Consider the following 24082-nt stretch of genomic DNA (forward strand, 5'->3'; position numbering starts at 1 on the left):
TGGTTACTCCCTTGTGTGGTGCTTGGCGGCTCACACTTGGGGGTTACTATGAGACTTCTGGAACTGTCAAACTTCGCTTGCCTCCCCAGCAAAGCTGGGGGGTCTCCCTTTTGTACTAGGCTGGAACAACACCGCGCCTCCCGTCCAGCGGCAGGCGCGGCCTCACTTCAGGCCTCGGAGCCTGTCGCGGTCTCTTTGATCAGGGTCTGCAACTCGCCGCTCTCGGCCATCTCCATCACGATATCGCAACCGCCAACCAGCTCGCCATTGACCCAGAGCTGGGGAAAGGTGGGCCAGTTGGCGTACTTCGGCAGATTGGAGCGGATATCGGGGTTGCTCAACACATCCACGTAGGCGAAGCGCTCGCCGCAGGCCATTACCGCCTGGACGGTCTGCGCCGAAAACCCGCACTGGGGCTGGTTGGGCGAACCTTTCATATACAGCAGGATGCTGTTGTTCTCGATCTGCTCCCGGATGGTATCCATGATATCGCCGGTCTGGGTGTCACTACTCATACAATTGCCTGTCCTGTCGGGCCGCGCCCGCCGTTGATTGCCTGCCGCCGCACAAGCGGCCTGCCGTGAATGTCCGCCGCTGCACGAGCGGTTTTCCTTCAATTGAGGCAGCGCAGTTTACATGATTATGACCCCGATTGACCGCCCCCCGTTCCCGTGCCAATACGGCAATTGCCAGCCCCTGGCTTTGTGTCTATAGTTGATGGCTTCCCCCGGCAGCACAGCGCTGCCGTTTTACTTTATGGAGTGAGGAACACAGACCTTGGCCCTGCCCAATCCAGCGCCCGCCGTCGACGCGCAATCCCCCTTGATGTCCACGTACGCCAGACTCCCGCTGACTTTCAGTCGCGGGGAAGGTGTCTACCTGTTCAACACCGAGGGCCGACGCTACCTGGACGGCATCGCGGGCATCGGTGTCAACGGCCTGGGCCACGCCCACCCCGCCGTCACCGCGGCGATCCGCGAGCAGGCCGGGCGCCTGGTGCACACCTCCAATCTCTACCGCATCGCCGAACAGGAAGCCCTGGCGGCGAGCCTGACCGCGGTGGCGGGCATGGAGAGCTGCTTTTTCGGCAATTCCGGCGCCGAGGCCAACGAGGCCGCGATCAAGCTGGCGCGCCTGTACGGGCACCAACGCGGTGTCGAGAAGCCGACGGTGGTGGTCCTCGAAGGCGCCTTCCACGGCCGCACCCTGGCCACCCTGAGCGCCACCGGCAACCGCAAGATACAGGCGGGCTTTGAGCCGCTGGTCAGCGGCTTTGTCCGGGCTCCGGTCGACGACATTGCCGCGGTGGAAAAAATCGCCGCGCAGAACCCCGACGTGGTCGCGGTGCTGGCCGAACCGATCCAGGGCGAGGGCGGCGTGCGCCCGCTGGCGCCCGCCTACCTCCAGGCATTACGTGAGCTGTGCGACCGCAAACAATGGCTGCTGATGCTCGACGAGGTGCAGACCGGCAACGGCCGCACCGGCAGTTACTTCCACTACCAGCAGCTGGGCTTCACCCCCGACGTGGTGACCACCGCCAAGGGCCTGGGCAACGGCGTGCCCATCGGCGCCTGCCTGGCCCGGGGCGAGGCCGCGCGAGTGTTTGCCGCGGGCCACCACGGCTCCACCTACGGCGGCAATCCGCTGGTTTGCAGCGCCGCCAGCGCAGTGGTCGACACCATTCTCGGCGAGGACCTCCCGGCCCGGGCACTGGCCCGCGGAGAGCAGATCCGCGACACCCTTTCCAACTTGCTCGCGGGCGACGAGCGCCTGGTCGAAATCCGTGGCCACGGCCTGATGATCGGCATCGAACTGCGCGCGGACTGCGGCGAGCTGGTGGCTCGCGCACTGGAGCGGGGCCTGCTGATCAACGTGACCGCCGGCAATACCCTGCGCCTGCTGCCGCCGCTGGTAATCAGCGAAGCGGAGGCCGCCGAACTGGCCGAGGGCGTCGCGGCCCTGATCCAATCCCTACACTGACGAACACCCGGGGCAACAACATGGCCAATCCACGGCATTTCCTCACCCTCAAGGACCTCAACCCCCAGGAGCTGCAGGGGCTGCTCGAGCGCGCCATCGAAATGAAGCGCGAACACCGCGCAGGCCGCGAACAACGCCAGTTCCCGGGCGCCGTGCTGGCGATGATCTTCGCCAAGTCCTCCACCCGCACCCGGGTGTCCTTCGAGGCGGGTATGGCCCAGCTCGGCGGCCACGCGATGTTCCTGTCGCCGCAGGACACCCAATTGGGCCGCGGCGAGCCGGTGGAGGACAGCGCGCGGGTGATCTCCTCGATGGTGGATATCGTGATGATTCGCACCTTCGGGCACGACATCGTGGAGCGCTTCGCGGCCCACTCCAGCGTGCCGGTAATCAACGCGCTGACCGACGACTACCATCCCTGCCAGCTGCTCGCGGATATGCAGACCTACCTCGAGCACCGCGGCCCCATCGCCGGGCGCACGGTGTGCTGGGTGGGGGACGGCAACAACATGTGCCAGTCCTACATCAACGCCGCGGCCCAGTTCGACTTCCAGCTACGCATCGCCTGCCCCGAGGGCTACGAACCGGATGCGGGCCTGTTGAAGGCCCACGGCGACCGGGTCAGCGTGGTGCGAGACCCGAAAGCCGCCGCCGAGGGCGCCGACCTGCTGGTCACCGATGTGTGGGCCTCCATGGGCCAGGAGGAGGAACAGCGCGAGCGCGAGCGAGCCTTCGCCCCCTACCAGCTCAACCGCGAGCTGCTGGCGCTGGCCGCCCCCGACGCCCTGTACATGCACTGCCTGCCCGCGCACCGCGGAGAGGAAATCAGCGCCGAGCTGATGGACGCCCCCGACACCGTGGTGTGGGACGAGGCGGAGAACCGCCTGCACGCCCAGAAGGCGCTGATGGAATTCCTGCTCAAGGCGTGCGCCTGAGCAGGTGCTCCGCATTCAATAACTCAGCTCTATATCAATCTTCCTTTTAATAAAAAATAAATAGATAGACATCAGCCACCTCCCGTCGGCCACGGTTTTCGCCCAAGCCTGTATCCCGTGGCCTGCCGGGTTAGTGGGCGCAGACCCACTCACTGCCCACAACTTATCCACAGCATAAACCCAGCTCCATGCCCTTGCATTGACCCGCCCCTCGCATTATCTTGTATCCAGTTCAGCAAATGACCCCAATATATAGGGTGTACTGTTGAGAACAACTGTTGAAAAAAGCACCACATTTACCCCGCATCGCCCGCCCGGCAACAACCGGCCGGGGCGTTGGGCCGTGATCCATCACGGCGGGTAAGAAATGCGCGGCGGCTGGCAAACAGCCGCCACCGGGTTCCTCTCCTAGCGGGCGGACCACACCAGACACGAAGTGAAACTGAAACACAGGAACTGGCCTACCGCGGCATCGGCCGGGTGAGCCAGACGGGGGGAGCAGTCGACGACCCGGGCCTCGGGATCGTTCGCGTGGCCGCCCGCCTCAGATGGCGGACGATCACGTCATTTCCACCCCTTTTCCCGGATTTTTCGGGCGCCACGGCGCCGACCTATTGGCAGCCCAAAAACAGCGGTAACCCGAAAACAAGAAGGCCCAGCAGCCCCACCCACAGCGGAGCAGAACTTACCTATGCAAACAGAGACCAACCAGCCAGGCCGTACAGCCGAAGCCACCACCGCCCCCCATGAAGACAGCGGGGTCAGCGCCAATATCGCCGCCACGGCCCCGGGGCAGTTGCGGGTCATCAAGCGCAACGGCACCGTGGTGTCCTTCGAGGCGAGCAAGATTTCGGTGGCCATCACCAAGGCCTTCCTGGCGGTGGAGGGCGGCACCGCGGCCGCCTCCAGTCGCATCCACGAGACCGTGGCCAAGCTCACCGAGCAGGTCACCGGCACCTTCCAGCGCCGCATGCCCTCCGGCGGCACGGTGCATATCGAGGACATCCAGGACCAGGTGGAGCTGGCCTTGATGCGCGCCGGCGAGCACAAGATCGCCCGCGACTACGTGATCTACCGCGAGGAGCAGTCGCGCAAGCGCGCCGCCCGCCAGGCCCTGTCCCCGGCCACCCAGGAGGCCGCCGGCAACATCACCGTAGTGCAGCCCGACGGCAGCCGCACGCCGCTGGATATCGAGCGCCTGCACACCATCGTCTCCGAGGCCTGCGCCGGCCTGTCCGATGTCAGCGAGACCCACATCCTCGACGAGGCCCTGCGCAACCTCTACGACGGGGTGACCGCCAAGGAGCTGTCTACCTCGCTGGTAATCACCGCCCGCACCCTGATTGAAAAGGAACCCAATTACAGCTACGTCGCGGCGCGCCTGCTGTGCGACAACCTGCGCGCGGAAGCCCTGTCCTTCCTGGGCGTGGCGGAATCCGCCACACAGTCGGACATGGACCGCCTCTACGCCGAGGCCCTGCCCGCCTACGTCGAGCGCGGCGCGGCCCTGGAGCTGGTATCCCCGGAACTCAAGGGTTATGACCTGGAGCGCCTGGGCCAGGCCCTGCTGCCCGAGCGCGACCTGCAATTCACCTACCTGGGCCTGCAGACCCTGTACGACCGCTACTTCATCCACAGTGACGAGGTGCGCTTCGAGCTGCCGCAGATTTTCTTCATGCGCGTGGCCATGGGCCTGGCGGTGGAGGAAGACGACAAGAACGCCCGCGCCATCGAGTTCTACGAGCTGCTGTCCTCCTTCGACTACATGAGCTCCACCCCCACCCTGTTCAACGCCGGCACCCTGCGCCCGCAGCTGTCTTCCTGCTATTTGACCACCGTGCCGGACGACCTGCGCGGCATCTACGGCGCGATCCAGGACAACGCCATGCTGAGCAAGTTCGCCGGCGGCCTGGGCAACGACTGGACACCGGTAAGAGGCCTGGGCAGCTACATCAAGGGCACCAACGGCAAGTCACAGGGCGTCGTGCCCTTCCTGAAAGTGGTAAACGACACCGCGGTGGCGGTGAACCAGGGCGGCAAGCGCAAGGGCGCCGTGTGCGCCTACCTCGAGACCTGGCACATGGATATCGAGGAGTTCGTGGAGCTGCGCAAGAACACCGGCGACGACCGCCGCCGCACCCACGACATGAACACCGCCAACTGGATTCCCGACCTGTTCATGAAGCGGGTGTTCGACGATGGCGAGTGGACCCTGTTCTCGCCCAACGACGTGCCCGACCTGCACGACCTCTACGGCACCGCCTTCGAAGAGCGCTACACCCACTACGAGGAGCAGGCCAGGGCCGGTAAGCTGAAGCTGCACAAAACCGTGCGCGCCCAGAACCTGTGGCGCAAGATGCTGGGCATGCTGTTCGAGACCGGTCACCCCTGGATGACCTTCAAGGACCCCTGCAACCTGCGCTCGCCGCAGCAGCACGTGGGCGTGGTGCACTCCTCCAACCTGTGCACCGAGATCACCCTGAACACCAAGGCCAACGAGGAGATCGCGGTGTGCAACCTGGGCTCCATCAACCTGCCCCAGCACATCGACGACAAGGGCCTGAACCTGGAGAAACTGGAGAAAACCGTGCGCACCGCCGTGCGCATGCTGGATAACGTGATCGACATCAACTACTACTCCGTCGACACCGCGCAGAACTCCAACTTCAAGCACCGCCCGGTGGGCCTGGGCCTGATGGGCTTCCAGGACGCCCTGTACAAGCAGCACATCGCCTACGGCTCCGATGACGCGGTGACCTTTGCCGACCGTTCCATGGAGGCGATCAGCTACTTCGCCATCGAGGCGTCCTCGGAACTGGCGGCGGAGCGCGGCAGCTACTCCAGCTATGAGGGCTCCCTGTGGAGCCAGGGCGTGTTCCCGATCGACTCGCTGGACATCCTCGAGCAGCAGCGCGGCGCCGATTACATCAAGATCAACCGCGACCAGAGCCTGGACTGGGACAGTCTGCGCGGCAAGGTCAAGGCCCAGGGCATGCGCAACTCCAACGTGATGGCGATCGCGCCCACCGCGACCATCGCCAACATCACCGGCGTGTCGCAGTCCATCGAGCCGACCTACCAGAACCTGTATGTGAAATCGAACCTGTCCGGCGAGTTCACGGTGGTCAACCCCTACCTGGTGAACGACCTCAAGGCGCGCAACCTGTGGGACGGGGTGATGGTCAACGACCTCAAGTACTACGACGGCAGCGTGCAGCAGATCGACCGGGTGCCGGCCGACCTGAAGGCGATCTACGCCACCGCCTTCGAGGTGGAGCCGCGCTGGCTGGTGGACGCCGCCAGCCGCCGCCAGAAGTGGATCGACCAGGCCCAGTCCCTGAACCTGTACATCAACAACGCCAGCGGCAAGAAGCTCGACATCACCTACCGCATGGCCTGGTTCTCGGGGCTCAAGACCACCTACTACCTGCGCTCCCTGGCGGCCACCGGGACCGAGAAGTCCACCATCAGCACCGGCAACCTGAACGCCGTGTCGGCGGGCGAGCAAAACGGGGCGGTCGCGCAACCGGCGCCGGTGCCCGCGGCCTGTTCGCTGGACGACCCGGATTGCGAGGCCTGTCAGTAGGCCCGACTGAACCGACGCCCATCGATAAACGCACACAGAGAACTCAGGGGAATACCTAGATGTTGAATTGGGACGACTACCACAAGGAAGACACCGCGCCGGCCAGCCCGGTGGCGGCCGCCGCGCCGCAGCCGGCGGAACCCGAGGCGGCGCCATCCAGCGCGGCTCAACCAGCCGCCGCGCAAACCGCCGCGCCCTCGCGGGAGGATGCGGCGGCGGAAACCGGGGGCGCCGCCGTCGCGCCGGAAGTGGCCGCGGACAATATTGCCGAGGCCGCCCGCGCCCTGGAGAACATGGACGTGGCGCCGGGCCTGGAAGAGCTGGAAATGGGCGCCGCGCGGGTTTCCGTCGACGAGAAGGCGATGATCAACTGCCGCGCCGACCTCAACCAGCTGGTGCCCTTCAAGTACGACTGGGCCTGGCAGAAATACCTGGACGGCTGCGCCAACCACTGGATGCCCCAGGAAATCAACATGACCGCCGACGTGGCCACCTGGAAGAGCCCGGAGGGCCTGTCCGAGGACGAGCGCCGCATCGTCAAGCGCAGCCTGGGCTACTTCTCCACCGCCGACTCGCTGGTGGCCAACAACCTGGTGCTGGGCATCTACCGCCTGATCACCAACCCCGAGTGCCGCCAGTACCTGCTGCGCCAGGCCTTCGAGGAGGCCATCCACACCCACGCCTACCAGTACTGCATCGAGTCACTGGGCATGGACGAGGGCGAGGTGTTCAACATGTACCGGGAGGTGCCCTCGGTGGCCAAGAAGGCCACCTGGAGCCTGAGCCATACCCATCACCTCTCGGACCCCAACTTCCGCACCGGCACCCCGGAGGCGGACCAGACCCTGCTGCGCAACCTGATCGGTTTCTACGCGGTGACCGAGGGTATCTTCTTCTACTGCGGCTTTACCCAGATCCTGTCCATGGGCCGGCGCAACAAGATGACCGGGGTGGCGGAGCAGTTCCAGTACATCCTGCGCGACGAGTCCATGCACCTGAACTTCGGCATCGACGTGATCAACCAGATCAAGCTGGAAAACCCGCACCTGTGGACCGAGGCCTTCCAGAAGGAAGTCACCCAGATGATCCTGGAGGGCACCCAGCTGGAAATCGAATACGCCCGGGACACCATGCCCCGGGGCGTGCTGGGCATGAACGCGAGCATGATGGAGGAGTACCTGCACTTCATCGCCAACCGCCGCCTGTCCCAGCTGGGCCTGCCGGAGCAATTCCCCGGGGCGCAAAACCCCTTCCCGTGGATGAGCGAGATCATGGACCTGCGCAAGGAGAAGAACTTCTTCGAGACCCGGGTGATCGAGTACCAGACCGGCGGCGCCCTGAGCTGGGACTGACCGGTCTTCAGCGGCCCGGCGCGCGGCGCCGGGCTCAAGACCACAGCAAAACAGCCGTATCCAATAACAGGCAGCCAATCGGCAAGAACGAGGGAACCGAAATGGACGACCGCGATAAAACGCCAAAGGATACCGAAACCGTACTGATGGCCCTGGACCAGATCAGCCAGACCATCGACGTGATGACCAGCGTGGTCGGCCGCCTGCGCACCTATATGCAGCAGGAGGCCACGGGCGGCGGCAAAACGCCCGACCTGCAGGAGGAAATGCACCCGGATCGCGTGCTGCACTGACCCGGGCCATACGCCCCATCACGACGCCCCGGCACCGGGCCACCCGGTGCCGACGCCACGCTTCCCTCCCGTATTAACCTCTCTCACTCCCCCCGGCCGCGGCTCACCGCGCTCTCCGGAGCGTCGAGTTTCGCGCCGGCGTAGACCCCGTCGTCCTCGTTGCGCTCGAACAGGCTGGCCGTGATCCACACGCGGGACTGCTGGTAGGCCGCCACGCCGGCGGAGTCATTGCCGACGAATTGGCTGTCGGTCAGGCGCAGGGTATCGCCGCTTTACGCCTTGTCGACCGCGCGCTGCAGACCCCGCGGACCACTGAAATCACAGGCCGGGCGGTCCGGGAGATGCCTATCGCGCGCGCCGCGTCGCCCCCCTATCACCACCATCACCACCAAAGGCCGGGCGGTGCGCCCACGCCACCGGCTCTTGCGCAATTGGCAACTGCGCCGGCACGCCGCCGGGCTTTACACTCGATAGCGCGGACGACACCGGAGAAACCGATGAGCAGACAGCCGACACGCCTGATTCCAACACGCGCAACCTGGTGCTGTGTCGCGCTCACCGCGCTGGCGGGAGCACTGCCGACGCACAGCGCCGCGCATACGGCGCCACCAAGTGAAAGGCGCCTGCGGGCGATGTCGCAAAAAATCGCCCGGTTGGAACAACAACTGACCTCGCTACAGGCGCAACTACGACAGCTGCGGAGCCAGGACGGTCGGGCCGCGCCTGGTGGTCCGGAGCGGCCGGCTTCCCCCGCCTCCACACCGGCTGTGCCAAGCGCTCTGAGCCTGTCCGGAGACGCCCGCCTGCGCTATGAGTACACTGGCGACGGTGACCGACACCGCAACCGGGGGGTGCTCAGGGCCCGCCTGGCAGCCGAGTACAGGCTGGACGATCGCATCGACATCGGTGCCCGGCTCACCACCGGCGACGCCGGTGACCCCAACTCCAGCGATATCACTCTGGGCAATTTCGTCGACGACCTGGAAGTCAGCCTCGACCGTGCCTACGCGCGCTATCGCGGCTCGAGAGGCACCGCGCTCGGGGGGAAATTTGCCAATCCCTTTACCACCCGCGAGTTGGTTTGGGACGGGGACGTCAATCCCCAGGGTGTCGCCGCCAGCATGGCGCTGCTGCGCTCGCAGCGGGCGCGACTCCAGGCAACCGCCCTGCTCTCCCCCATCGACGAACAGATCGACGCCGACGACAGTACCCTGCGCGGCGCACAGCTCGAGCTGACACTGCAACCGCACCACGACTGGACGCTGGCACTGGCCAGTGCCTATTACGATTACGAGATCGGCAGCCTGGCCGCGGCGGATCGCGGCGATATTCGCGACAATCGCCTTACCGCCGACAGCTCGGCCTACCTGTCCGATTTCAACTTGTGGGACAGCGTGGCCAGCGCGGAATATCGCGGTTTGGGGGAGCATCTGCCGGTGCGAATATCGCTGGACTATGTCACCAATCTCGGCGCCTTTGACAGCCAGGACAGCGGTTACCAGCTGGATTTCAGCCTGGGGGACAGCCAACACGCGGGGGACTGGCGCGCCGGCTATACCTATGCCCGCAATGACATAGACGCTGTGCTGGCGGCCTTTTCCCAGGACAATATCACCTACTCCAGCAACTACCGCATGCACGGCTTGACGCTCGAATACCTGCCGGTGGAGGATGTGGTACTCAATCTCACCGCCTTTCACTACACCCGAAACCGCTTTCAGCCCGGGTATGGCGACGACTGGGGGAGCTGGATCACCCGGCTGCGAATGAACGTATCCTTCCGATTCTGAGACAAGGGCCAGGGCAACTGACGGCCACGACATCCGCGCAACCATTCCCGCGGCTCCAGCGCGAATGGTCGCGGCGCCCCGAATCCCGGGTGATGGAACTTTATCCAATATTGTGGAGTATCGCAGAATAAATACTAGACACGGCGGGGAATCCTAAGGCCTAATCGGGCAAACTGTTGCTCTTCTGGGAAGTGAGATGAACGGATTCATCGGCAAAAAAAACCCGGAACTGGAATTCGAGCGCATCCAGATTCTGTTCGCATATGTCAAGGCGGGCTATATCGGCGTGGCCTCGGCCATCGCCATGCTGTACTTCATCGCCGCCGAATACGCCTCACCGCAGATGGCGAGGTACTGGTTGCTCGCCGTTGCGGTCGCCAACATACCCCGCGGCGTCGTCTCCTTTCTGTTCGGCCGGCGCAAGCGGGCCGGGCGCATAACGCCCGGCAACATTCGCTACTGGGATGTCTGCATGTCGATCAGTAGCGTTTTCGCCTATGCCGGTTTCGCCGCGGCCATTTTTCTACCCTATGGCGAGCATGCCGGCACCGCCACCGTGCTGTGCGCCTTTGCCTTCATGACCCTCTCCACGGGCGGCGTGCTGGTAGTCAGTACCTCCATGCCCCAAATCCTGAGCTATCTGAGCCTGGTGATTTTTGCCATTGTCGTCCGCTTCCTGTTCCTGCCGGAAACGATCTATTCCATCCTCGCGATAATCCTCCTGTTCGGGTACCTGCAGATCCTGAAGCTCACCATCCGCCAACACCGCATACTGATCGAGAATATCTCGCTGAAGATCGAGAACAAGAACTCCTCCCTGGTCGACCCGCTGACCCAGCTCGCCAACCGCCGCCGACTGGCCCTGCACACCGAAAAGCTGGTTCCCGCGGCCCGGCGCAGCGGAGAGCCCTTCTGCCTGATCATCCTCGATATCGACGACTTCAAGATTTACAACGACACCCACGGTCACGCGGCCGGCGACCGTGTGCTGACAGAGGTGGCGGATACCCTGCGATCCTGTTCGCGCGAGCAGGACCTGGTGGTCCGCTACGGCGGCGAGGAATTTCTTGTGGTGCTGCCGCAGACCGCGCTGCCGGATGCCGCGCGCATCGCCGAGCGCATACTGGCCACCACCAAAACCCGGACGGATGTGACCGCCAGCGCCGGCGTGGCCGGGTTTTCCCAGCACAGTGAAAGCTTCGAGCATGTCCTGGCAGAGGCCGACGAGGCCCTGTACCAGGCCAAAAGCGCCGGTCGCGACCGCTTTGTGGTCGCCCATGATGTGATCGAGGAGCCCGCCCCGGCCAGGGTCAGCATGGCGCACCCGGCGGCGACGCGAACCTGACCCGCCAATCCCCCACTGGCATGTAGCCCCCGGCCGTGCCCCCGGGCCCCGCCTGTATTCCCGTGTGCTTTTTGGGCGCCGCGGCCACCCGCGCCGCCAACCCCGCAATGGCCCACAATGGCCCGCCCGGCGTTCGGCGACCGGCTATCGCTCGCACGGGGAATGCGTGTTTATAATGAGGCTCTGTCTGGATGCCGCGCGGAATGCCCATGCCCAATACCGCCACAATCACCTTCCACGGCGCCGCCCGCGAGGTCACCGGCTCCTGCCACCTGCTGGAGACCGCCGACGGCCGACACCTGCTGCTGGACTGCGGCATGCACCAGGGCGGCGACGCGGTCGATCGCATCCAGGATGAAAAATTTCCCTTCGATCCCGCGGCCATCGACGCCGTGGTGCTGTCCCATGCGCACCTGGATCACTCCGGCCTGCTGCCGTTGCTGGTACGCCGTGGTTTTTCCGGCCCCATCCACTGCACTCGCGCCACCGCGGACCTGCTCGACATCATGCTGCACGATTCGGCCGGCCTCTACCTTCGCGATCTGGAAAAAGAGAACCTGCGCCGGGCCCGGCGCGGACGCAAGCCCGTGGAGCCAGCCTACGAGCGGCGCGATGTCGAGCGGGTCCTGCGCGCGTGCAGCGGGCAGGCCTACGGCGACACCGTCGAGCTGTTCCCGGGGTGCCGGCTGCGGTTCCACGACGCCGGCCACATCCTGGGCTCCGCCATCGTCGAGCTGCGCCTGTCCAGCGACGGCGACGAGCGTACCCTCGTGTTCTCCGGCGACCTGGGGCGCAAGGGCTCGGTGCTGATGAACGACCCGGCCCGACCCGAGCGGGCCGACCTGCTGTTGCTGGAGAGTACCTACGGTGACCGCGAGCACCGGGGCGAGGCGGACACCCTGCAGGAGCTGGGCGACATCCTGCGGCGCACCTGGCGCCGCGGCGGCAATGTCATGATCCCCGCCTTCGCCGTCGGCCGTACCCAGGAACTGCTGTTCCACCTCGGGGCGCTCTACCACAGCGGCGAGCTGGACGGCTGGCAGGTCTTTCTCGACAGCCCCATGGCGATCGCCGTGACCCGGGTCTACGACCGCTGGCTGCAGGCCCTGGACGACGCGGACATCAAGCAGCTCAGCGATGTCCACCGGACCTCGCTGGCCAAGTTCCTGCCCACTCTCAAGCTCGCCGAGGACACCGAGGAATCAATGGCGATCAACCGCATCAAGAGCGGCGCCATCATCATCGCCGGCAGCGGTATGTGCACCGGCGGCCGCATCCGGCATCACTTCAAGCAACGCATCTGGGACAGCCGCAACACCATCATCTTTGCCGGCTTCCAGGCCCGCGGCACCCTGGGCCGGCTGCTGGTGGACGGCGCCCGCGAGATCCGCATGTTCGGCGAACCCTACGTGGTCAAGGCGGAAATCGAGACCCTGGGTTGCTTCTCGGCCCACGCCGGCCAGGGCGAGTTGATTGACTGGGCCGCGCATTTCCAGCCCCCGCCGCGGATCGCCCTGGTGCACGGCGAGGAAGAGGCCCAGGAGGTACTGGCGGGACGCCTGCGACAGGAGCACGGACTGTCGGTCACCATCCCCGACAAGGGCGATCGCATCGAAGTGTAAATCTGGCCCCACGGGTCCTCCCCGGCCCGTTCAGCTGACCACCAGCAGCTGCCCCCGGGCGCTGGCCAGCGCGTGTTCAAAGGCATCCGGGGAAATCCCCTCCAGGGCCGCGCGGGGTAAAATCAACAGGTCGTAGCCCGAACGGCGAATCAGCGCCAGCACCCCCGCCGGGCTCAAATCGTCCTGGTGCAGCAGATGCGGGCGAATACCCCGCTGGCCGAGACCCTGCAACCGCGAGGGCTCCGGCGCCCGCGGCGACAGCACATAGACAGCCCCCACCATCGCCGCGCCAACCAGTGCCCGCGCCATTGCCACGATGGCGGCGTCGTAGCCGGCCACCCCCAGCAGCAGGCCCAGCCGGGGGATCGCCACCCGGGCGGCGCCGGCCGGCCGCGCCGGACCACCCACCCGTCCCGGCAAAAACAGGTTGAGCCGTTCCCCCCGCTGCAACACCGCCTGCAGCCCGGCGCCGCTGACCGCCTCGTAGCTCAGGCCCACCCGGTTATGGGTGGCCAGTTCGTCGAGCAGGCGCTGAGTCTGCCGGCTAATCCGCGCGAAACGGGCGCGCACCTGCTGCGGTAGAAATTCTCGCTCGGTACCGCCGGCGAGCACGATTTCGGTGGTGAAAGGCAGATCGGCCACCCGCTGCAATCGCGGATCGTCGACAATCAGGCCGAGCAGCCGGCAATCGAGCTGGCCGGCGATGCGCACCAAAGCCTCGAGTACCGGCCGCCTGACACCGTAAAGGTCTATCGGCAAGACAATAGTGTTGGCCGGCTGTCGGTCACTCACGGTGGTCGCGCTCACTGTCTTGCGGCTTCAAGGCGTAGCGGCGCGCCAGCCGCTGCAGGGCATCGACCCGCGCCGAGACCCGGGCATCGATGGAGGCCACGCTGTACCCGGTCATCAATTCCAGGGCCTGGTCGATCGTCGCCGCGCTGTAGATGTGGAACTGGCCCGCGCTCACCGCCTCGCGCACGTCCCGGCGCAGCATCAGGTGCACCTCGTTGGCGCGGGGCACGACCACGCCCTGGCTGCCGCTGAGCCCCCGCACCCGGCAGATATCGAAAAAGCCCTCGATCTTCTCGTTGACACCGCCGATGGCCTGCACGGTGCCGTGCTGGTTCAGCGAACCGGTGACGGCCAGGTCCTGGCGCACCGGGATGGCGGCGATGGCCGAGACCAGGGCAACCAGTTCCGCCACCGAGGCACTGTCGCCCTCGATGCCGCCGTAGGACTGCTCGAACACCAGGCTCGCCGACAGCGGCAGGGGCCGCTCCCGGGCATAGCGATCGGCCAGCAGGGCGCTGATGATCATCACCGCCTTGGAGTGGATCTTGCCGCCCAGGTCCACTTCCCGCTCGATATCCAGCACCCTGCCCGCCCCCAGTCGCGCGGTGGCGGTGATGCGGGTGGGCTTGCCGAAGGCGTAATCCCCCAGCAGGTAGACCGACAGCCCGTTGACCTGGCCCACGACACTGCCCTCGGTCGCCACCAGCATGATGTCCCGGAGAATCCCCTCCTGGGAGCGCTCCCGGAGCTGGTCGAGGCGGCGAATGGCCGCCTCGATCGCCGCGTCAACGTGGCTCGCGGCGATGCGGCCGGCGCCCGCCCGCCGCGCCAGGAAATCGCTCTCGGCCAGCAGGTTCTGCAGCCGGCCCCGGTGCAAGCTGAGCTTGGCACTGTCCTCCATCCGCCGGGCGGCGTGCTCGATCACCCGCGCCACCGCGGAGCGGTCCAGTTCCAGCAGGTTGTTTTCCGCCGCGAGCGTGTGCAACATGCGCGCGAACAGCAGCGTACTCTCGGGGCCCCGATCGACGTCCTCCGCCATGTCGGCCACGACCTTGAACAGCGCCGCGAACTCCGGGTCGTACTCCTGCAGCAAGTAAAACAGGTTGCGGTCGCCCACCAGCAGCACCTTGATATCCAGCGGCACCGGTTCCGGATCCAGCTGCACCGTGGCGACAAGGCTGAACTGCGCGTCCAGCGACTGGATGCGCAACTCCCGCGCCATCAGGGCCCGTTTCAGGCCGGTCCAGGCGAAGGGGTTGGTGAGCACCTTGTCCGCGTCCAGCACCAGGTACCCGCCGTTGGCCCGGTGCAGGGCGCCGGGTTTGATCAGGGTAAAATCGGTGACCAGGGCGCCCATCTGCGACAGGTGTTCCGAGCGCCCCAACAGATTGGCAAAAGTCGGGTTGTCCTCGTACACCACCGGCGCGCCGCTCGAATCCCTGTTGTCGACCAGCACATTGACGCTGTAGCGGGGGAACTCGCGCACCCGGTCCTTGAGGTTCTCGGGGATGGCGGATTCCTCCCGCGTCTCGGTAAAGGCCTCCGCTTCCTCCAGCACATCGTTGTGCACCGCCTCCAGGTAGGCCGCCACTGCCTCGTGCTCCCGGTACTTGCGCTTGAGCTCGGCGAACAGGGGGTCGATCGCCATCTGGCTGAATTCGCGGTTGAGCTGGCGGAAGCGCTCGCGGCTCTCCTTGCGCTGGCCGGGCAGGGCTCGCACCACGCCCTTCAGTTCGTCCTTGAGCTGCTCGATCAGCGCCATGGTGTCTTTCTTTTCCGCCTCGGGCAGCGCCTCGAAATCCTGCGGCGACAGCACTTCGCCCTCGCGAGTGGGCGCGAGGGTGTAGCCCGAGGGCGTCTGGATCATGGCGATATTGTGCTGCGCCGCCCGCTCGCTCAAGTCCTGGAGCATGGCGCGCTCCTGCTCCCGGTAATTCTCGCTAAGCTCCTCCACCCTGGCCTGGTACTCGTCGCTCTGGAAGGTTGCCGGCAACGTCGCCAGCAGGTCCTCCACGGCCTGGGCCATATCCCGGCGCAGTTCGCAGCCCAGCCCCCTGGGCAACTGCAGGACCAGGGGACTGTCGGGGGACTCGAAGTTGTTGACGTAACACCAGTCGTACACCGCGTGGTGGTCGCGTTGCGCGGCCTCCGCCAGAATTCCCTGCAACAACTCGCGCTTGCCGACACCACTGCTGCCCATCAGGTAGAGGTTGTAACCGGGATGCCCGATGGCGAGGCCGAAAGTCAACGCCTCCACCGCCCGCTCCTGGCCCAGCTGGCGCGCCAGCGGTTCCAGTTCCGCGGTACTGTCGAAGTTGAGCTCCGCCGGGTCACAGTGTCGATACAAACGCTCCGGCGCCAGGGGCGGGTAGGCCGGGGCCGGTAGCAGAGGGGGCATCGAATCGGGCATATTTAGTAATCGCCAGTTTTTCCAGTTGTTGCAAGCATAGACCACGGCGCGCGGCCATCACCTGATCCAGATCAGCAAACGGGCTGGTGGTTCCCCTGACCGGACCGGTCCAGGACTGCCCGCGACACCAGCGGCCCCACCAGCTCGAACAGCACCGTGGCGGCGATCACCACCGGCAACAATTGGTCCTCCAACCCCGGGTACAGCTCGGCGGCAACGAAGGCCATCGCCAGGGCGACCCCGGCCTGGGGCAGCAGCGCCAGGCCCATCCAGCGCGACAGGCCGCTATCCACCCAGGCGGGCAGGGCCGCCAGCCAACCGCCCAACAGGCGGCCCGCGACGCGCATCGCCAGGTAGGCCAGCAGCAATCCGCCCATCCCGGTGAGGGCGTCCACGGTCAGGTAGGCACCACAAAAAATGAAAAACAACGCCAGGAAGGGCCACTCGATCTCCTCCACCGCGTGAAACGGGCGCAGGTGGTGTCGCGCCCGGTTGACCACGGTTGCCCCCAGGGCCACGCAAGCCAGCAGGTGGGACAGGTGCAACCACTGGGCCAGGCCGGCGCAGAGCAACACCATGCCCAGGGCTTCGAGCAGCGTGGGTTCGCCGCGGCGAATGCGCCCGGACAGCAGGGCCATGGGCAGGCCGAGAGCTATCCCGAGCAGCACCGCGCCCACCAATTCCACCGCCGTGTCGCCCAGAATTTCGACGGCGGACACACCCGCCTCCTCCGCATTCACCGCGCGCAGCGCCAGCACCGTGAGACTGAACAGGATCAGACCCCAGGCGTCGTCCACCGCCACCACCCCCGCCAGTACGTCGGCGAAGGCGCTGCGGCGCTTCATCTCGCGAATCGCCTCAAAGGTGGCGGCGGGATCGGTGGCGGTGGCAATCGCCGCCAGCAGCAGGGCCGGCTCCAGCGCCACCCCCAGCAAGGCCAGGCCCAGGGCCACCACCGCATAGGTCACCAGCGCCTCCCACAGCGATACCCACAGGATCACCTTGCCCAACTGGCGCAGCACGTCGGCGGACAACTTACCGCCCACCAGGAATCCCACCATGGACAGGGCCAGCACCGACACGAAATCGAAGCTGCGCGCGGAGCGCGGATCCAACACGCCGGCAACCGAAGGCCCCAACAGGAAGCCGAGCAATATCAACAGGGAGATGCGCGGCAGCCGCGTGTGGCGCCCCAGCGCTTCGGCCAGGAGGGCCAACAGCATCAAGCCGCCGAGGGTGATCAGTTCGAGGGGCAGGTGGTTCATCGCCAGTGGTCACGCGCCAGTGGGCCACCCCCGATGGCGCGACAGCGCTTGCACCATCCCCCGGCGCCGCCGGCGGCCACTAGATCAAATCCTCTTCCACCGACAGGCACTCCGGGTGATTGGCCAGGAAATCCAGGGCGTACTCCAACGACCCGCGGGATTCGGCGTGTACCGTAAACAGGGGCGCGCCGGGTTCGACCCGGTCCCCGAGGCGCACCGCGAGGACCAGGCCGGCCGCCGGGTCCGCCGGCGCGCCGGCCAATTTGGCCAGCTTGGCGATACTGCGGGTATTCATGTGCGCGACGGTCCCGTGATGCATGGCCACCACCGTGTGCCGGTGACGGGCCACCGGGGGTTCGCGCAGCCCGCCCTGGGCCTCGCAGATGGCGCGAAACTTGTCCCAGGCGCGACCGCTGGCCAGGGATTCGCCCGCTTGCGCCAGCCCCTCCCCGGGCGCGGCCACGCCGCCGAGTTCGAGGATTTCACCAGCCAGGACCAATGCGCGTTCGCGCAGGTCGCCGGGCGCGTCCTCCCGGTTCTGCAACACCGCGAGGATGTCGCGGGCCTCCAGCGCGGGCCCGATACCGCGGCCGACCGCCTGCACGCCGTCGCTGGTGTGCACCCGAACCGCCAGCCCCATCGCCTCCCCGGTGGCCACCAGGTGGTGCTCCAGGCGCTGCGCCATCTCCGGGTTGCGCACTTTGGCGGTGGGTCCCACCGGCATATCCACCAGCACGTGGGTCGAGCCCGCCGCGACTTTCTTGCTGAGAATCGACGCCACCAACTGTCCCTCGCTGTCGAGATCCAGGGCGCGCTCCACGCGGATAATGGTATCGTCCACCGGACTCAGGCTGACCGATCCGCCCCACACGATGCAGCCGCCCTCCTGCTCCACCACCCGGCGCATGCCACGGGTGTCCAGGTCCACCGGCGCCAGGGTCGCCATGGTGTCGGCGGTGCCGGCCGGCGAGGTGATGGCCCGGGAGGAGGTCTTGGGCATCAACAGCCCGGCGCTGGCCACAATGGGGACGACAATAGGCGTGGTGCGGTTGCCGGGCAGGCCGCCGACACAGTGCTTGTCCATCACCCGGGGCCGGCCCCAGTCGAGGCGATCTCCGGCGTCGACCATGGCCCGGGTCAGCGCGGTAATCTCCGCGAGATCGAGCCTGCTGCCGGCACACGCGGTGACGTAGGCCGCCAGCTCGATATCAGCGTAGCGCCCCTCGTGGATATCGCGGATGATCCGCCGCGCCGCCGCCTCTTCCAGGGGCCGGCCGTAGAGCTTGCCGCGCACGTCGCTCATCGACTCCACCGGACGCGGGTGGCTGAAGCACAGGCGCTCGTCGGGGGCGGGCCGCAGCAGGCGCCAGGCGGCCTCCGACAGGCCGGCCTCGGTCGGCGCCAGCAAGTCCGAGCGGATGGTGTTCAGGGTGGCGATGACCGAGCGACCACCGCAGGACACCCGCACCCTGGACTGGGCGTTAAAGCCCTCGGCGCGGCACACCGGACTGTCCTGGCGCAGGTAGGCCACCGGCTCCTGGTAGGTATCGATACCCAGCCGCCGGGGGAAAAGTCCGTCATCCGCCATCAGTCTCAGCCCTGTACAGAGAAAGTTCAATCGGCCCGGTTTCAGCCGACACCAGCGGACTATGTCGCGGGATCGGCCACTGTGCAAGCACCGCCGCGCCCTTCAATTGCGTGGCCGCGTACTTTAAGATCGGCAACATAATCTCCAGCTATTAAGGAACGCAATTATGATTACTTCAAGGGCAGTGATGTTGGTACATGCCCTGGTGCTTGTCTGTGCCACCACCTTCTCCTCCGCCCAGGCCGCCGTGTTCTCCACCGCGGATTACCTGTCCCAGGCCGATCACGGAACCCATTTGGCCCGCGTCGAGGCCGCCCTGGCCCGCGATGACGTGCGCCAGCAGCTGGTCGCCCTGGGCGTGTCCCCGGCGCAGGCCGAGGCCCGCATTGCCGCGCTCAGCCCCGCCGAACTGCAACAACTCAATGCACGCATGGACGAGATGCCCGCCGGCGGTATCCTCGGCCTGATCGGCGCGGTGTTCATCGTGCTGTTGATCCTGGAAATCGTCGGCGTCACCGACGTGTTCAGCAAGATCTGACGGCCCGCCGTGCCCTATCCGGGCCGGGGACGAAAACTGCCGCGGTTGGCGCCGCTCGTCGCTGCGCTGGGCCTGGTCGCATGTGCCGGCTCGCCCCTGCCGGCACCGCCGGCGGCCGACAGCGCGAGCGTCCCCGGAGTGCCGTTTTTCCCGCAGTCGCGCTACCAGTGCGGGCCGGCGGCGCTGGCCACCACCTTGTGGCACAGCGGGGTCGACGTGGATGCCGAGGCCCTGGCGCCCGCGGTTTACCTGCCGGCGCGCGAGGGCAGCCTGCAACCCGAGTTGCTGGCCGCGGTGCGGCGTCACGGCCGCGTCCCCTACCGCATCCCCGGGACCGTGGACGCGCTGCTGGAGGAACTGACGGCGGGGCGCCCCGTTCTGGTGCTGCAAAACCAGGGCTTCGCCGCGCTGCCGCGCTGGCACTATGCGGTGGTGGTCGCCTACGACGCCCACCGGGGGCAATGGGTGCTGCGCTCGGGAACCGAGGGCCGGCGGCGGGAATCCCACGCCCTGTTCCTGCTGGGCTGGTCGCGGGCCGAGCGCTGGGCCATTGTCACCGCGCGCCCCGGCGAACTACCCGCCACCGTCACCCCGGACGAGGCCCTGCGCGCGCTCGCCGACGCCGAGGGACTGTTGCGCCCCGAGGCTGCCCTCGCCGCCTGGGAAACCTCGTTGTCGCGCTGGCCCGATCACGGCGACATCCGTTTTGCCACCGCCAACGCCGCGCGACGGGCCGGTCGCGACGGCCGCGCCGCCACCCTCTATCGGCAGTTGCTCGACCAGCGCCCGGCGCACCTCGCCGCGCGCAACAACTACGCCGACTTGCTGCTCGCACGGGGCTGTCATCACCGCGCCAGCACGGTGATCGCCCCCGCCCTGGAACAGTCGCCCGCCTCGCCCGGACTGGGCGCCGCCCTGCGCGACACGGCCCGGGCAATCTCCCGCGCGGCGGCCTCCGCCCCGGCCATTTCCCCCTGCCCCCTTGGCGACTGATGGCGAGCGTCGCCAAACTGCAATAATTTCGTCACATAAATCCGCCATCATGCCCCGTCCGGGCTGTTCGCGCGCGGCCCGGTTGCCCGACGAATTCATACATTGACGAGAACCAACGTCTTTCACAGACAAACCGGGGACGACCACTGCATGCTCAATGACAAAATCAGCCTGGGTTTTTTCATCCTCCTGGTAACCGCAGCTGGTTTTTTCACCTGGTGGGGCGTCGGCTACACCGGTAACGGCAGCCTGCTGATCTTCCTGCTGGCCACCGCCTTCGGCATGTTCATGGCCTTCAATATCGGCGGCAATGACGTGGCCAACTCCTTCGGCACCAGCGTCGGCGCCGGCACCCTGACCATCAAGCAGGCCCTGATCGTGGCCGCCATCTTCGAGGTCAGCGGCGCGATGATCGCCGGCGGCGCGGTCACCGACACCATCCGCAAGGGCATCGTCGACCTGGGCACCCTGACCGGGGAGCCCGAGTTCGAGATCATGGATTTCGTGTACATCATGATGTCCGCCCTGCTGGCCGCCGCCCTGTGGCTGCTGATCGCCACCAACCGGGGCTGGCCGGTGTCCACCACCCACTCCATCATCGGCGGCATCGTCGGCAGCTCCATCACCCTGGGCTGGGTGGGCGCGGGCATGGACCAGGCCCTGAGCCTGGTCCACTGGAGCCAGATCGGCACCATCGCCATCTCCTGGGTGCTGTCGCCGGTGCTGGGCGGGCTCGGCTCCTACGTCATTTATTTCTACATCAAGAAGCACATCCTCTCCTACAACGACGCGGCCCAGGAACAGCTGCAGGTAATCAAGCAGCGCAAGAAAGCGCTGCGCAAGGAACACAAGACCATCACCGAGCGCATGACCGAGATCCAGCAAATCGCCTACACCGGGGCGCTGGCCCGGGACGCGGCCAGCGCCAACGCCATGGAAGAGGCCAGCGAGGACGATTTCGAATCGGACTATTACAAGCAGCTGTACCAGTTGGAGAAGGAAAAGCAGGAGGTCGACGCCCACAAGGCGCTGGTGGTCTATACGCCGCTGCTGGCCGCGGGGGGCTCGATGATCATCACCATGATGCTGCTGTACAAGGGCCTGAAGAACCTGAAGCTGGAATCCTCGGACCTGCAAAACGGCTTGATCGTGTTGATGGTGGCCGCGGCGGTGTGGATGGCGATCTACATCCTGGCCCGCACCCAGCGCGGCGGCTCCCTGGAAAAATCCACCTTCCTGCTGTTCAGCTGGATGCAGGTGTTCACCGCCGCCGGCTTCGCCTTCAGCCACGGCTCCAACGACATCGCCAACGCGATCGGCCCCTTCGCGGCCATTCTCGACGTGCTCCACAGCGGCGAGATCAACCCCAAGGCGCCGGTGCCCACCGCCGCCATGCTCACCTTCGGCATCGCCCTGGTGGCCGGGCTGTGGTTTATCGGCAAGGAAGTGATCCGCACGGTGGGCACCGAACTCACCCGCATGCATCCGGCTTCCGGCTTTACCGCCGAGCTGTCCGCCGCGAGCGTGGTACTCATCGCCTCCACCATGGGCCTGCCGGTTTCCAGCACCCACATCCTGGTGGGCGCGGTGCTCGGCATCGGCCTGGTCAACCGCTCCACCAACTGGAACCTGATGAAGCCCATCGCCGCCGCCTGGGTGATCACCCTGCCCGCCGCGGCGCTACTGAGCTGTACCTGCTTCCTGATCCTGCGCGCGGTATTCTGAGGCGGTTTAACGAGGGCGCGGGTAAACGATCCGGCCGTCCACCATCGTCAACAACACCCGGGTACGCGGTAGTTGCGCCACGGGGATGTCGAGGATGTTGCGGTCGACCACGACCAGATCGGCCAGCTTGCCCACTTCCAGGGAACCCACCTGGTCGTCCCGCAACTGCAAACGGGCGCCTTCAATCGTGTAGGCGCGGATCATGGTCGCCACATCCACCCGGTGTTCCGGCAGCCAGGCCGCGTCGGTGGCGGGATCCCACCCGGCCAGCGGGTTGTCGCCGCCGGCGTTGAGACCGACATAGGGGCGCGTCGCGGCGACCGCCATCGCCCAAAAGGGATTGGCCGTGGACACCGGCCAATCACTGCCCGCCGCCAGCGTCCCTCCCGCCCGGGCGATACTGCCGTAGGGGTAGATATGCCCCTTGCGCCGCGGCCCCAGGTAGTCCTCGACCCTGGCGATAATCTCCTGGTGCTTGCCCCAGAACAGCTGGGCATTGGCGACCACGCCGAGAGTCGCGAAACGCGCGTAGTCCCGTGGCGATACAACGGTCAGGTGGGATATCGTCGGGCGGCGCGCCAATTCGCCCTGGTTTTCCCGGAGATAGGCCACCGCATCCAGCGCCTGGCGGGCCGCGCCGTCGCCCACGGTGTGGAAATGCAGGCCGAAATCCGCTTCGTTCAATGCGGCGCAATAGCGGCGCAGTTGATCGCCGTCGAACAGGTAGCCCTCGCTGTCGTAGGCGCCAAATTCGCCCGCGTAGGGCGCCAACATGGCCGCCGTGTGGCTGAGCACCACGCCATCGAGGAACAACTTCGCCCGGTCGGCGCGGATAAAGGCCGGATCGTATCGCTCAAGCTCCGCCCGCCGTTTCCGCAGCGCGGGAATCAAGGCGTCGACCGGCACCTCGCCGGAGACCTTGAACGACAAGGTAGTGCGCGCGCTCAGCTCGCCGCGCTCGTACAGGTCGACAAAGGCCTGGCCCAGGGGATCGCCCACCGCGTAGGCGGTGAGGAACGACGTGATGCCATTGCTGTTCAGGTAGGCGAGGGCCTGCTTCAGGGCATTCGCGTAGGCCGCCTCCGGGTCGCGCACGATGCGGTCCGCGACCAGGCCGATCGCTGCGTCTTCGTGTATCAATCCGGTCGGCTCACCAGTGCGGGGATCGCGCTCAAAGTGGCCTCCGGCGGGGTCCGGGGTACTCGCGTCCACGCCCGCCAGGCTCAGGGCCGCCGAATTGGCGAGCGCGGTATGGCCAAAATGATCGTGCAACAATACCGGGATATCGCCGACCGCCGCATCGATCCATTCCCGGCGCGGGCTCGACTCGCCAAAGTTCTCCCTCACCCAGCCGCCCCCGGTAATATACCGCGCCCCGGGGTTCGCCTCGCGGTAGCGGCGCAGGGCCCCTCCCACGTCCGCCGCGCTGCCGGCCTCGCCGAGATTCACTTCGGTAAAGGTCTTGCCGCCCCAGATGGGGTGGACATGCGAATCGATAAAACCCGGCAAAACCATCTTGCCGGCGGCGTCGATCACTTCGGTGGCGGGACCGATGTAGTCCGCGGCGCCGGTGTCATCGCCGACATAGACGATCCGCTTGCCCGCCACCGCCACGGCGCTGGCCCAGGGTCGGGCCTCATCCACCGTGTAGACGGCCCCGCCGCGCAACACATAATCCGCTTCGACCGCCAGCGCCGGCAGTGTTAACAGGCAGCCGCAGATCACCAGCCACCGGCTGTACATTGATATACCCAGCACATGCACTCCCGTCTATTCGCGTCGCGGATCGATCAAGGGCGATGGTAAAGCAGCGCACCGGCCCATGGTGTTGCATTGTGCGCACGGCATGGTGACCCAGGGTCGCCGCG

18 protein-coding genes are annotated in these 24082 nt (G+C 66.3%); 11 read left to right on the plus strand and 7 right to left on the minus strand.

Features of this window, described 5'->3' with window-relative positions:
• Positions 1 to 167: 167 nt before the first annotated feature.
• Positions 168 to 515 (minus strand): Grx4 family monothiol glutaredoxin, encoded by a 348-nt coding sequence (gene grxD, locus JYP50_RS02495; protein ID WP_206558895.1) that lies wholly within the window; start codon positions 513 to 515, stop codon positions 168 to 170.
• A gap of 310 nt (positions 516 to 825) precedes the next feature.
• Here grxD and JYP50_RS02500 point away from each other — a divergent pair, with 310 nt between their 5' ends.
• The 5 genes from JYP50_RS02500 (at position 826) to JYP50_RS02520 (ending at position 8146) form a co-directional block, all read left to right on the plus strand.
• The gene (locus JYP50_RS02500; protein ID WP_206559100.1) at positions 826 to 1980 is read left to right on the plus strand and encodes an aspartate aminotransferase family protein; all 1155 of its coding nucleotides are present in this window, start codon (positions 826 to 828) and stop codon (positions 1978 to 1980) included.
• A gap of 20 nt (positions 1981 to 2000) precedes the next feature.
• A complete protein-coding gene (gene argF, locus JYP50_RS02505) occupies positions 2001 to 2915 on the plus strand; it encodes an ornithine carbamoyltransferase (RefSeq protein WP_206558896.1) in 915 nt (304 codons plus the stop codon).
• A 691-nt stretch (positions 2916 to 3606) separates the two neighbouring features.
• Positions 3607 to 6501: a ribonucleoside-diphosphate reductase subunit alpha gene (locus JYP50_RS02510; RefSeq protein ID WP_206558897.1), complete on the plus strand. Its 2895-nt coding sequence runs from the start codon at positions 3607 to 3609 to the stop codon at positions 6499 to 6501.
• 59 nt (positions 6502 to 6560) lie between these two features.
• Positions 6561 to 7853: a ribonucleotide-diphosphate reductase subunit beta gene (locus JYP50_RS02515; RefSeq protein ID WP_206558898.1), complete on the plus strand. Its 1293-nt coding sequence runs from the start codon at positions 6561 to 6563 to the stop codon at positions 7851 to 7853.
• 101 nt (positions 7854 to 7954) lie between these two features.
• A complete protein-coding gene (locus tag JYP50_RS02520) occupies positions 7955 to 8146 on the plus strand; it encodes a hypothetical protein (protein ID WP_206558899.1) in 192 nt (63 codons plus the stop codon).
• Positions 8147 to 8229: 83 nt separating this feature from the next.
• Here JYP50_RS02520 and JYP50_RS21940 read toward each other — a convergent pair whose 3' ends face one another.
• On the minus strand, positions 8230 to 8361 hold the full coding sequence (locus JYP50_RS21940; protein ID WP_277602409.1) for a hypothetical protein: 132 nt from the start codon (positions 8359 to 8361) through the stop codon (positions 8230 to 8232).
• Positions 8362 to 8643: 282 nt separating this feature from the next.
• On the opposite strand from JYP50_RS21940, the gene JYP50_RS02525 reads away from it, so the two are divergent.
• From JYP50_RS02525 to JYP50_RS02535, 3 genes are all read left to right on the plus strand, one after another.
• A complete protein-coding gene (locus JYP50_RS02525) occupies positions 8644 to 9936 on the plus strand; it encodes a putative porin (RefSeq protein ID WP_206558900.1) in 1293 nt (430 codons plus the stop codon).
• Between the two features lie 196 nt (positions 9937 to 10132).
• The gene (locus JYP50_RS02530) at positions 10133 to 11281 is read left to right on the plus strand and encodes a GGDEF domain-containing protein (protein WP_206558901.1); all 1149 of its coding nucleotides are present in this window, start codon (positions 10133 to 10135) and stop codon (positions 11279 to 11281) included.
• Positions 11282 to 11490: 209 nt separating this feature from the next.
• Complete coding sequence (locus tag JYP50_RS02535; protein WP_206558902.1) at positions 11491 to 12903, plus strand: MBL fold metallo-hydrolase RNA specificity domain-containing protein; 1413 nt, start codon at positions 11491 to 11493, stop codon at positions 12901 to 12903.
• Positions 12904 to 12933: 30 nt separating this feature from the next.
• Here JYP50_RS02535 and JYP50_RS02540 read toward each other — a convergent pair whose 3' ends face one another.
• The 4 genes from JYP50_RS02540 to JYP50_RS02555 all read right to left on the minus strand — a co-directional run bounded on the left by JYP50_RS02540 (position 12934) and on the right by JYP50_RS02555 (position 18958).
• Complete coding sequence (locus JYP50_RS02540) at positions 12934 to 13695, minus strand: hypothetical protein (protein ID WP_206558903.1); 762 nt, start codon at positions 13693 to 13695, stop codon at positions 12934 to 12936.
• Positions 13688 to 16105, minus strand: a complete 2418-nt coding sequence (locus JYP50_RS02545; RefSeq protein WP_206558904.1) for a Lon protease family protein — start codon at positions 16103 to 16105, stop codon at positions 13688 to 13690. Before JYP50_RS02545 ends, JYP50_RS02540 begins: the two co-directional genes overlap by 8 nt.
• A 71-nt stretch (positions 16106 to 16176) precedes the next feature.
• A complete protein-coding gene (locus tag JYP50_RS02550) occupies positions 16177 to 17370 on the minus strand; it encodes a cation:proton antiporter (protein WP_206558905.1) in 1194 nt (397 codons plus the stop codon).
• Between the two features lie 79 nt (positions 17371 to 17449).
• Entirely contained in the window at positions 17450 to 18958 is a 1509-nt protein-coding gene (locus JYP50_RS02555; protein ID WP_206558906.1) for a thymidine phosphorylase family protein, read from the minus strand.
• A gap of 166 nt (positions 18959 to 19124) precedes the next feature.
• Between JYP50_RS02555 and JYP50_RS02560 the strand changes: the two genes are divergently transcribed.
• From JYP50_RS02560 to JYP50_RS02570, 3 genes are all read left to right on the plus strand, one after another.
• Complete coding sequence (locus tag JYP50_RS02560; protein WP_206558907.1) at positions 19125 to 19496, plus strand: PA2779 family protein; 372 nt, start codon at positions 19125 to 19127, stop codon at positions 19494 to 19496.
• Between the two features lie 138 nt (positions 19497 to 19634).
• Positions 19635 to 20489, plus strand: a complete 855-nt coding sequence (locus JYP50_RS02565) for a PA2778 family cysteine peptidase (protein WP_206558908.1) — start codon at positions 19635 to 19637, stop codon at positions 20487 to 20489.
• 150 nt (positions 20490 to 20639) lie between these two features.
• Positions 20640 to 22214, plus strand: a complete 1575-nt coding sequence (locus JYP50_RS02570) for an inorganic phosphate transporter (RefSeq protein WP_206558909.1) — start codon at positions 20640 to 20642, stop codon at positions 22212 to 22214.
• Positions 22215 to 22220: 6 nt separating this feature from the next.
• Here the strand turns inward: JYP50_RS02570 and JYP50_RS02575 are convergent, their stop codons facing one another.
• A complete protein-coding gene (locus JYP50_RS02575) occupies positions 22221 to 23972 on the minus strand; it encodes an amidohydrolase family protein (protein WP_206558910.1) in 1752 nt (583 codons plus the stop codon).
• Between the last annotated feature and the right edge of the window lie 110 nt (positions 23973 to 24082).

Source organism: Parahaliea mediterranea (genome assembly GCF_017255185.1).
GTDB lineage: Bacteria > Pseudomonadota > Gammaproteobacteria > Pseudomonadales > Halieaceae > JAFKCZ01.

Excerpts from the sequence above, each read along its gene's own strand:
- grxD (WP_206558895.1), bottom strand. The coding sequence starts at position 515 with ATGAGTAGTGACACCCAGACCGGCGATATCATGGATACCATCCGGGAG.
- JYP50_RS02500 (WP_206559100.1), top strand. The coding sequence starts at position 826 with ATGTCCACGTACGCCAGACTCCCGCTGACTTTCAGTCGCGGGGAAGGT.
- argF (WP_206558896.1), top strand. The coding sequence starts at position 2,001 with ATGGCCAATCCACGGCATTTCCTCACCCTCAAGGACCTCAACCCCCAG.
- JYP50_RS02510 (WP_206558897.1), top strand. The coding sequence starts at position 3,607 with ATGCAAACAGAGACCAACCAGCCAGGCCGTACAGCCGAAGCCACCACC.
- JYP50_RS02515 (WP_206558898.1), top strand. The coding sequence starts at position 6,561 with ATGTTGAATTGGGACGACTACCACAAGGAAGACACCGCGCCGGCCAGC.
- JYP50_RS02520 (WP_206558899.1), top strand. The coding sequence starts at position 7,955 with ATGGACGACCGCGATAAAACGCCAAAGGATACCGAAACCGTACTGATG.
- JYP50_RS02525 (WP_206558900.1), top strand. The coding sequence starts at position 8,644 with ATGAGCAGACAGCCGACACGCCTGATTCCAACACGCGCAACCTGGTGC.
- JYP50_RS02530 (WP_206558901.1), top strand. The coding sequence starts at position 10,133 with ATGAACGGATTCATCGGCAAAAAAAACCCGGAACTGGAATTCGAGCGC.
- JYP50_RS02535 (WP_206558902.1), top strand. The coding sequence starts at position 11,491 with ATGCCCAATACCGCCACAATCACCTTCCACGGCGCCGCCCGCGAGGTC.
- JYP50_RS02545 (WP_206558904.1), bottom strand. The coding sequence starts at position 16,105 with ATGCCCGATTCGATGCCCCCTCTGCTACCGGCCCCGGCCTACCCGCCC.
- JYP50_RS02550 (WP_206558905.1), bottom strand. The coding sequence starts at position 17,370 with ATGAACCACCTGCCCCTCGAACTGATCACCCTCGGCGGCTTGATGCTG.
- JYP50_RS02555 (WP_206558906.1), bottom strand. The coding sequence starts at position 18,958 with ATGGCGGATGACGGACTTTTCCCCCGGCGGCTGGGTATCGATACCTAC.
- JYP50_RS02560 (WP_206558907.1), top strand. The coding sequence starts at position 19,125 with ATGATTACTTCAAGGGCAGTGATGTTGGTACATGCCCTGGTGCTTGTC.
- JYP50_RS02570 (WP_206558909.1), top strand. The coding sequence starts at position 20,640 with ATGCTCAATGACAAAATCAGCCTGGGTTTTTTCATCCTCCTGGTAACC.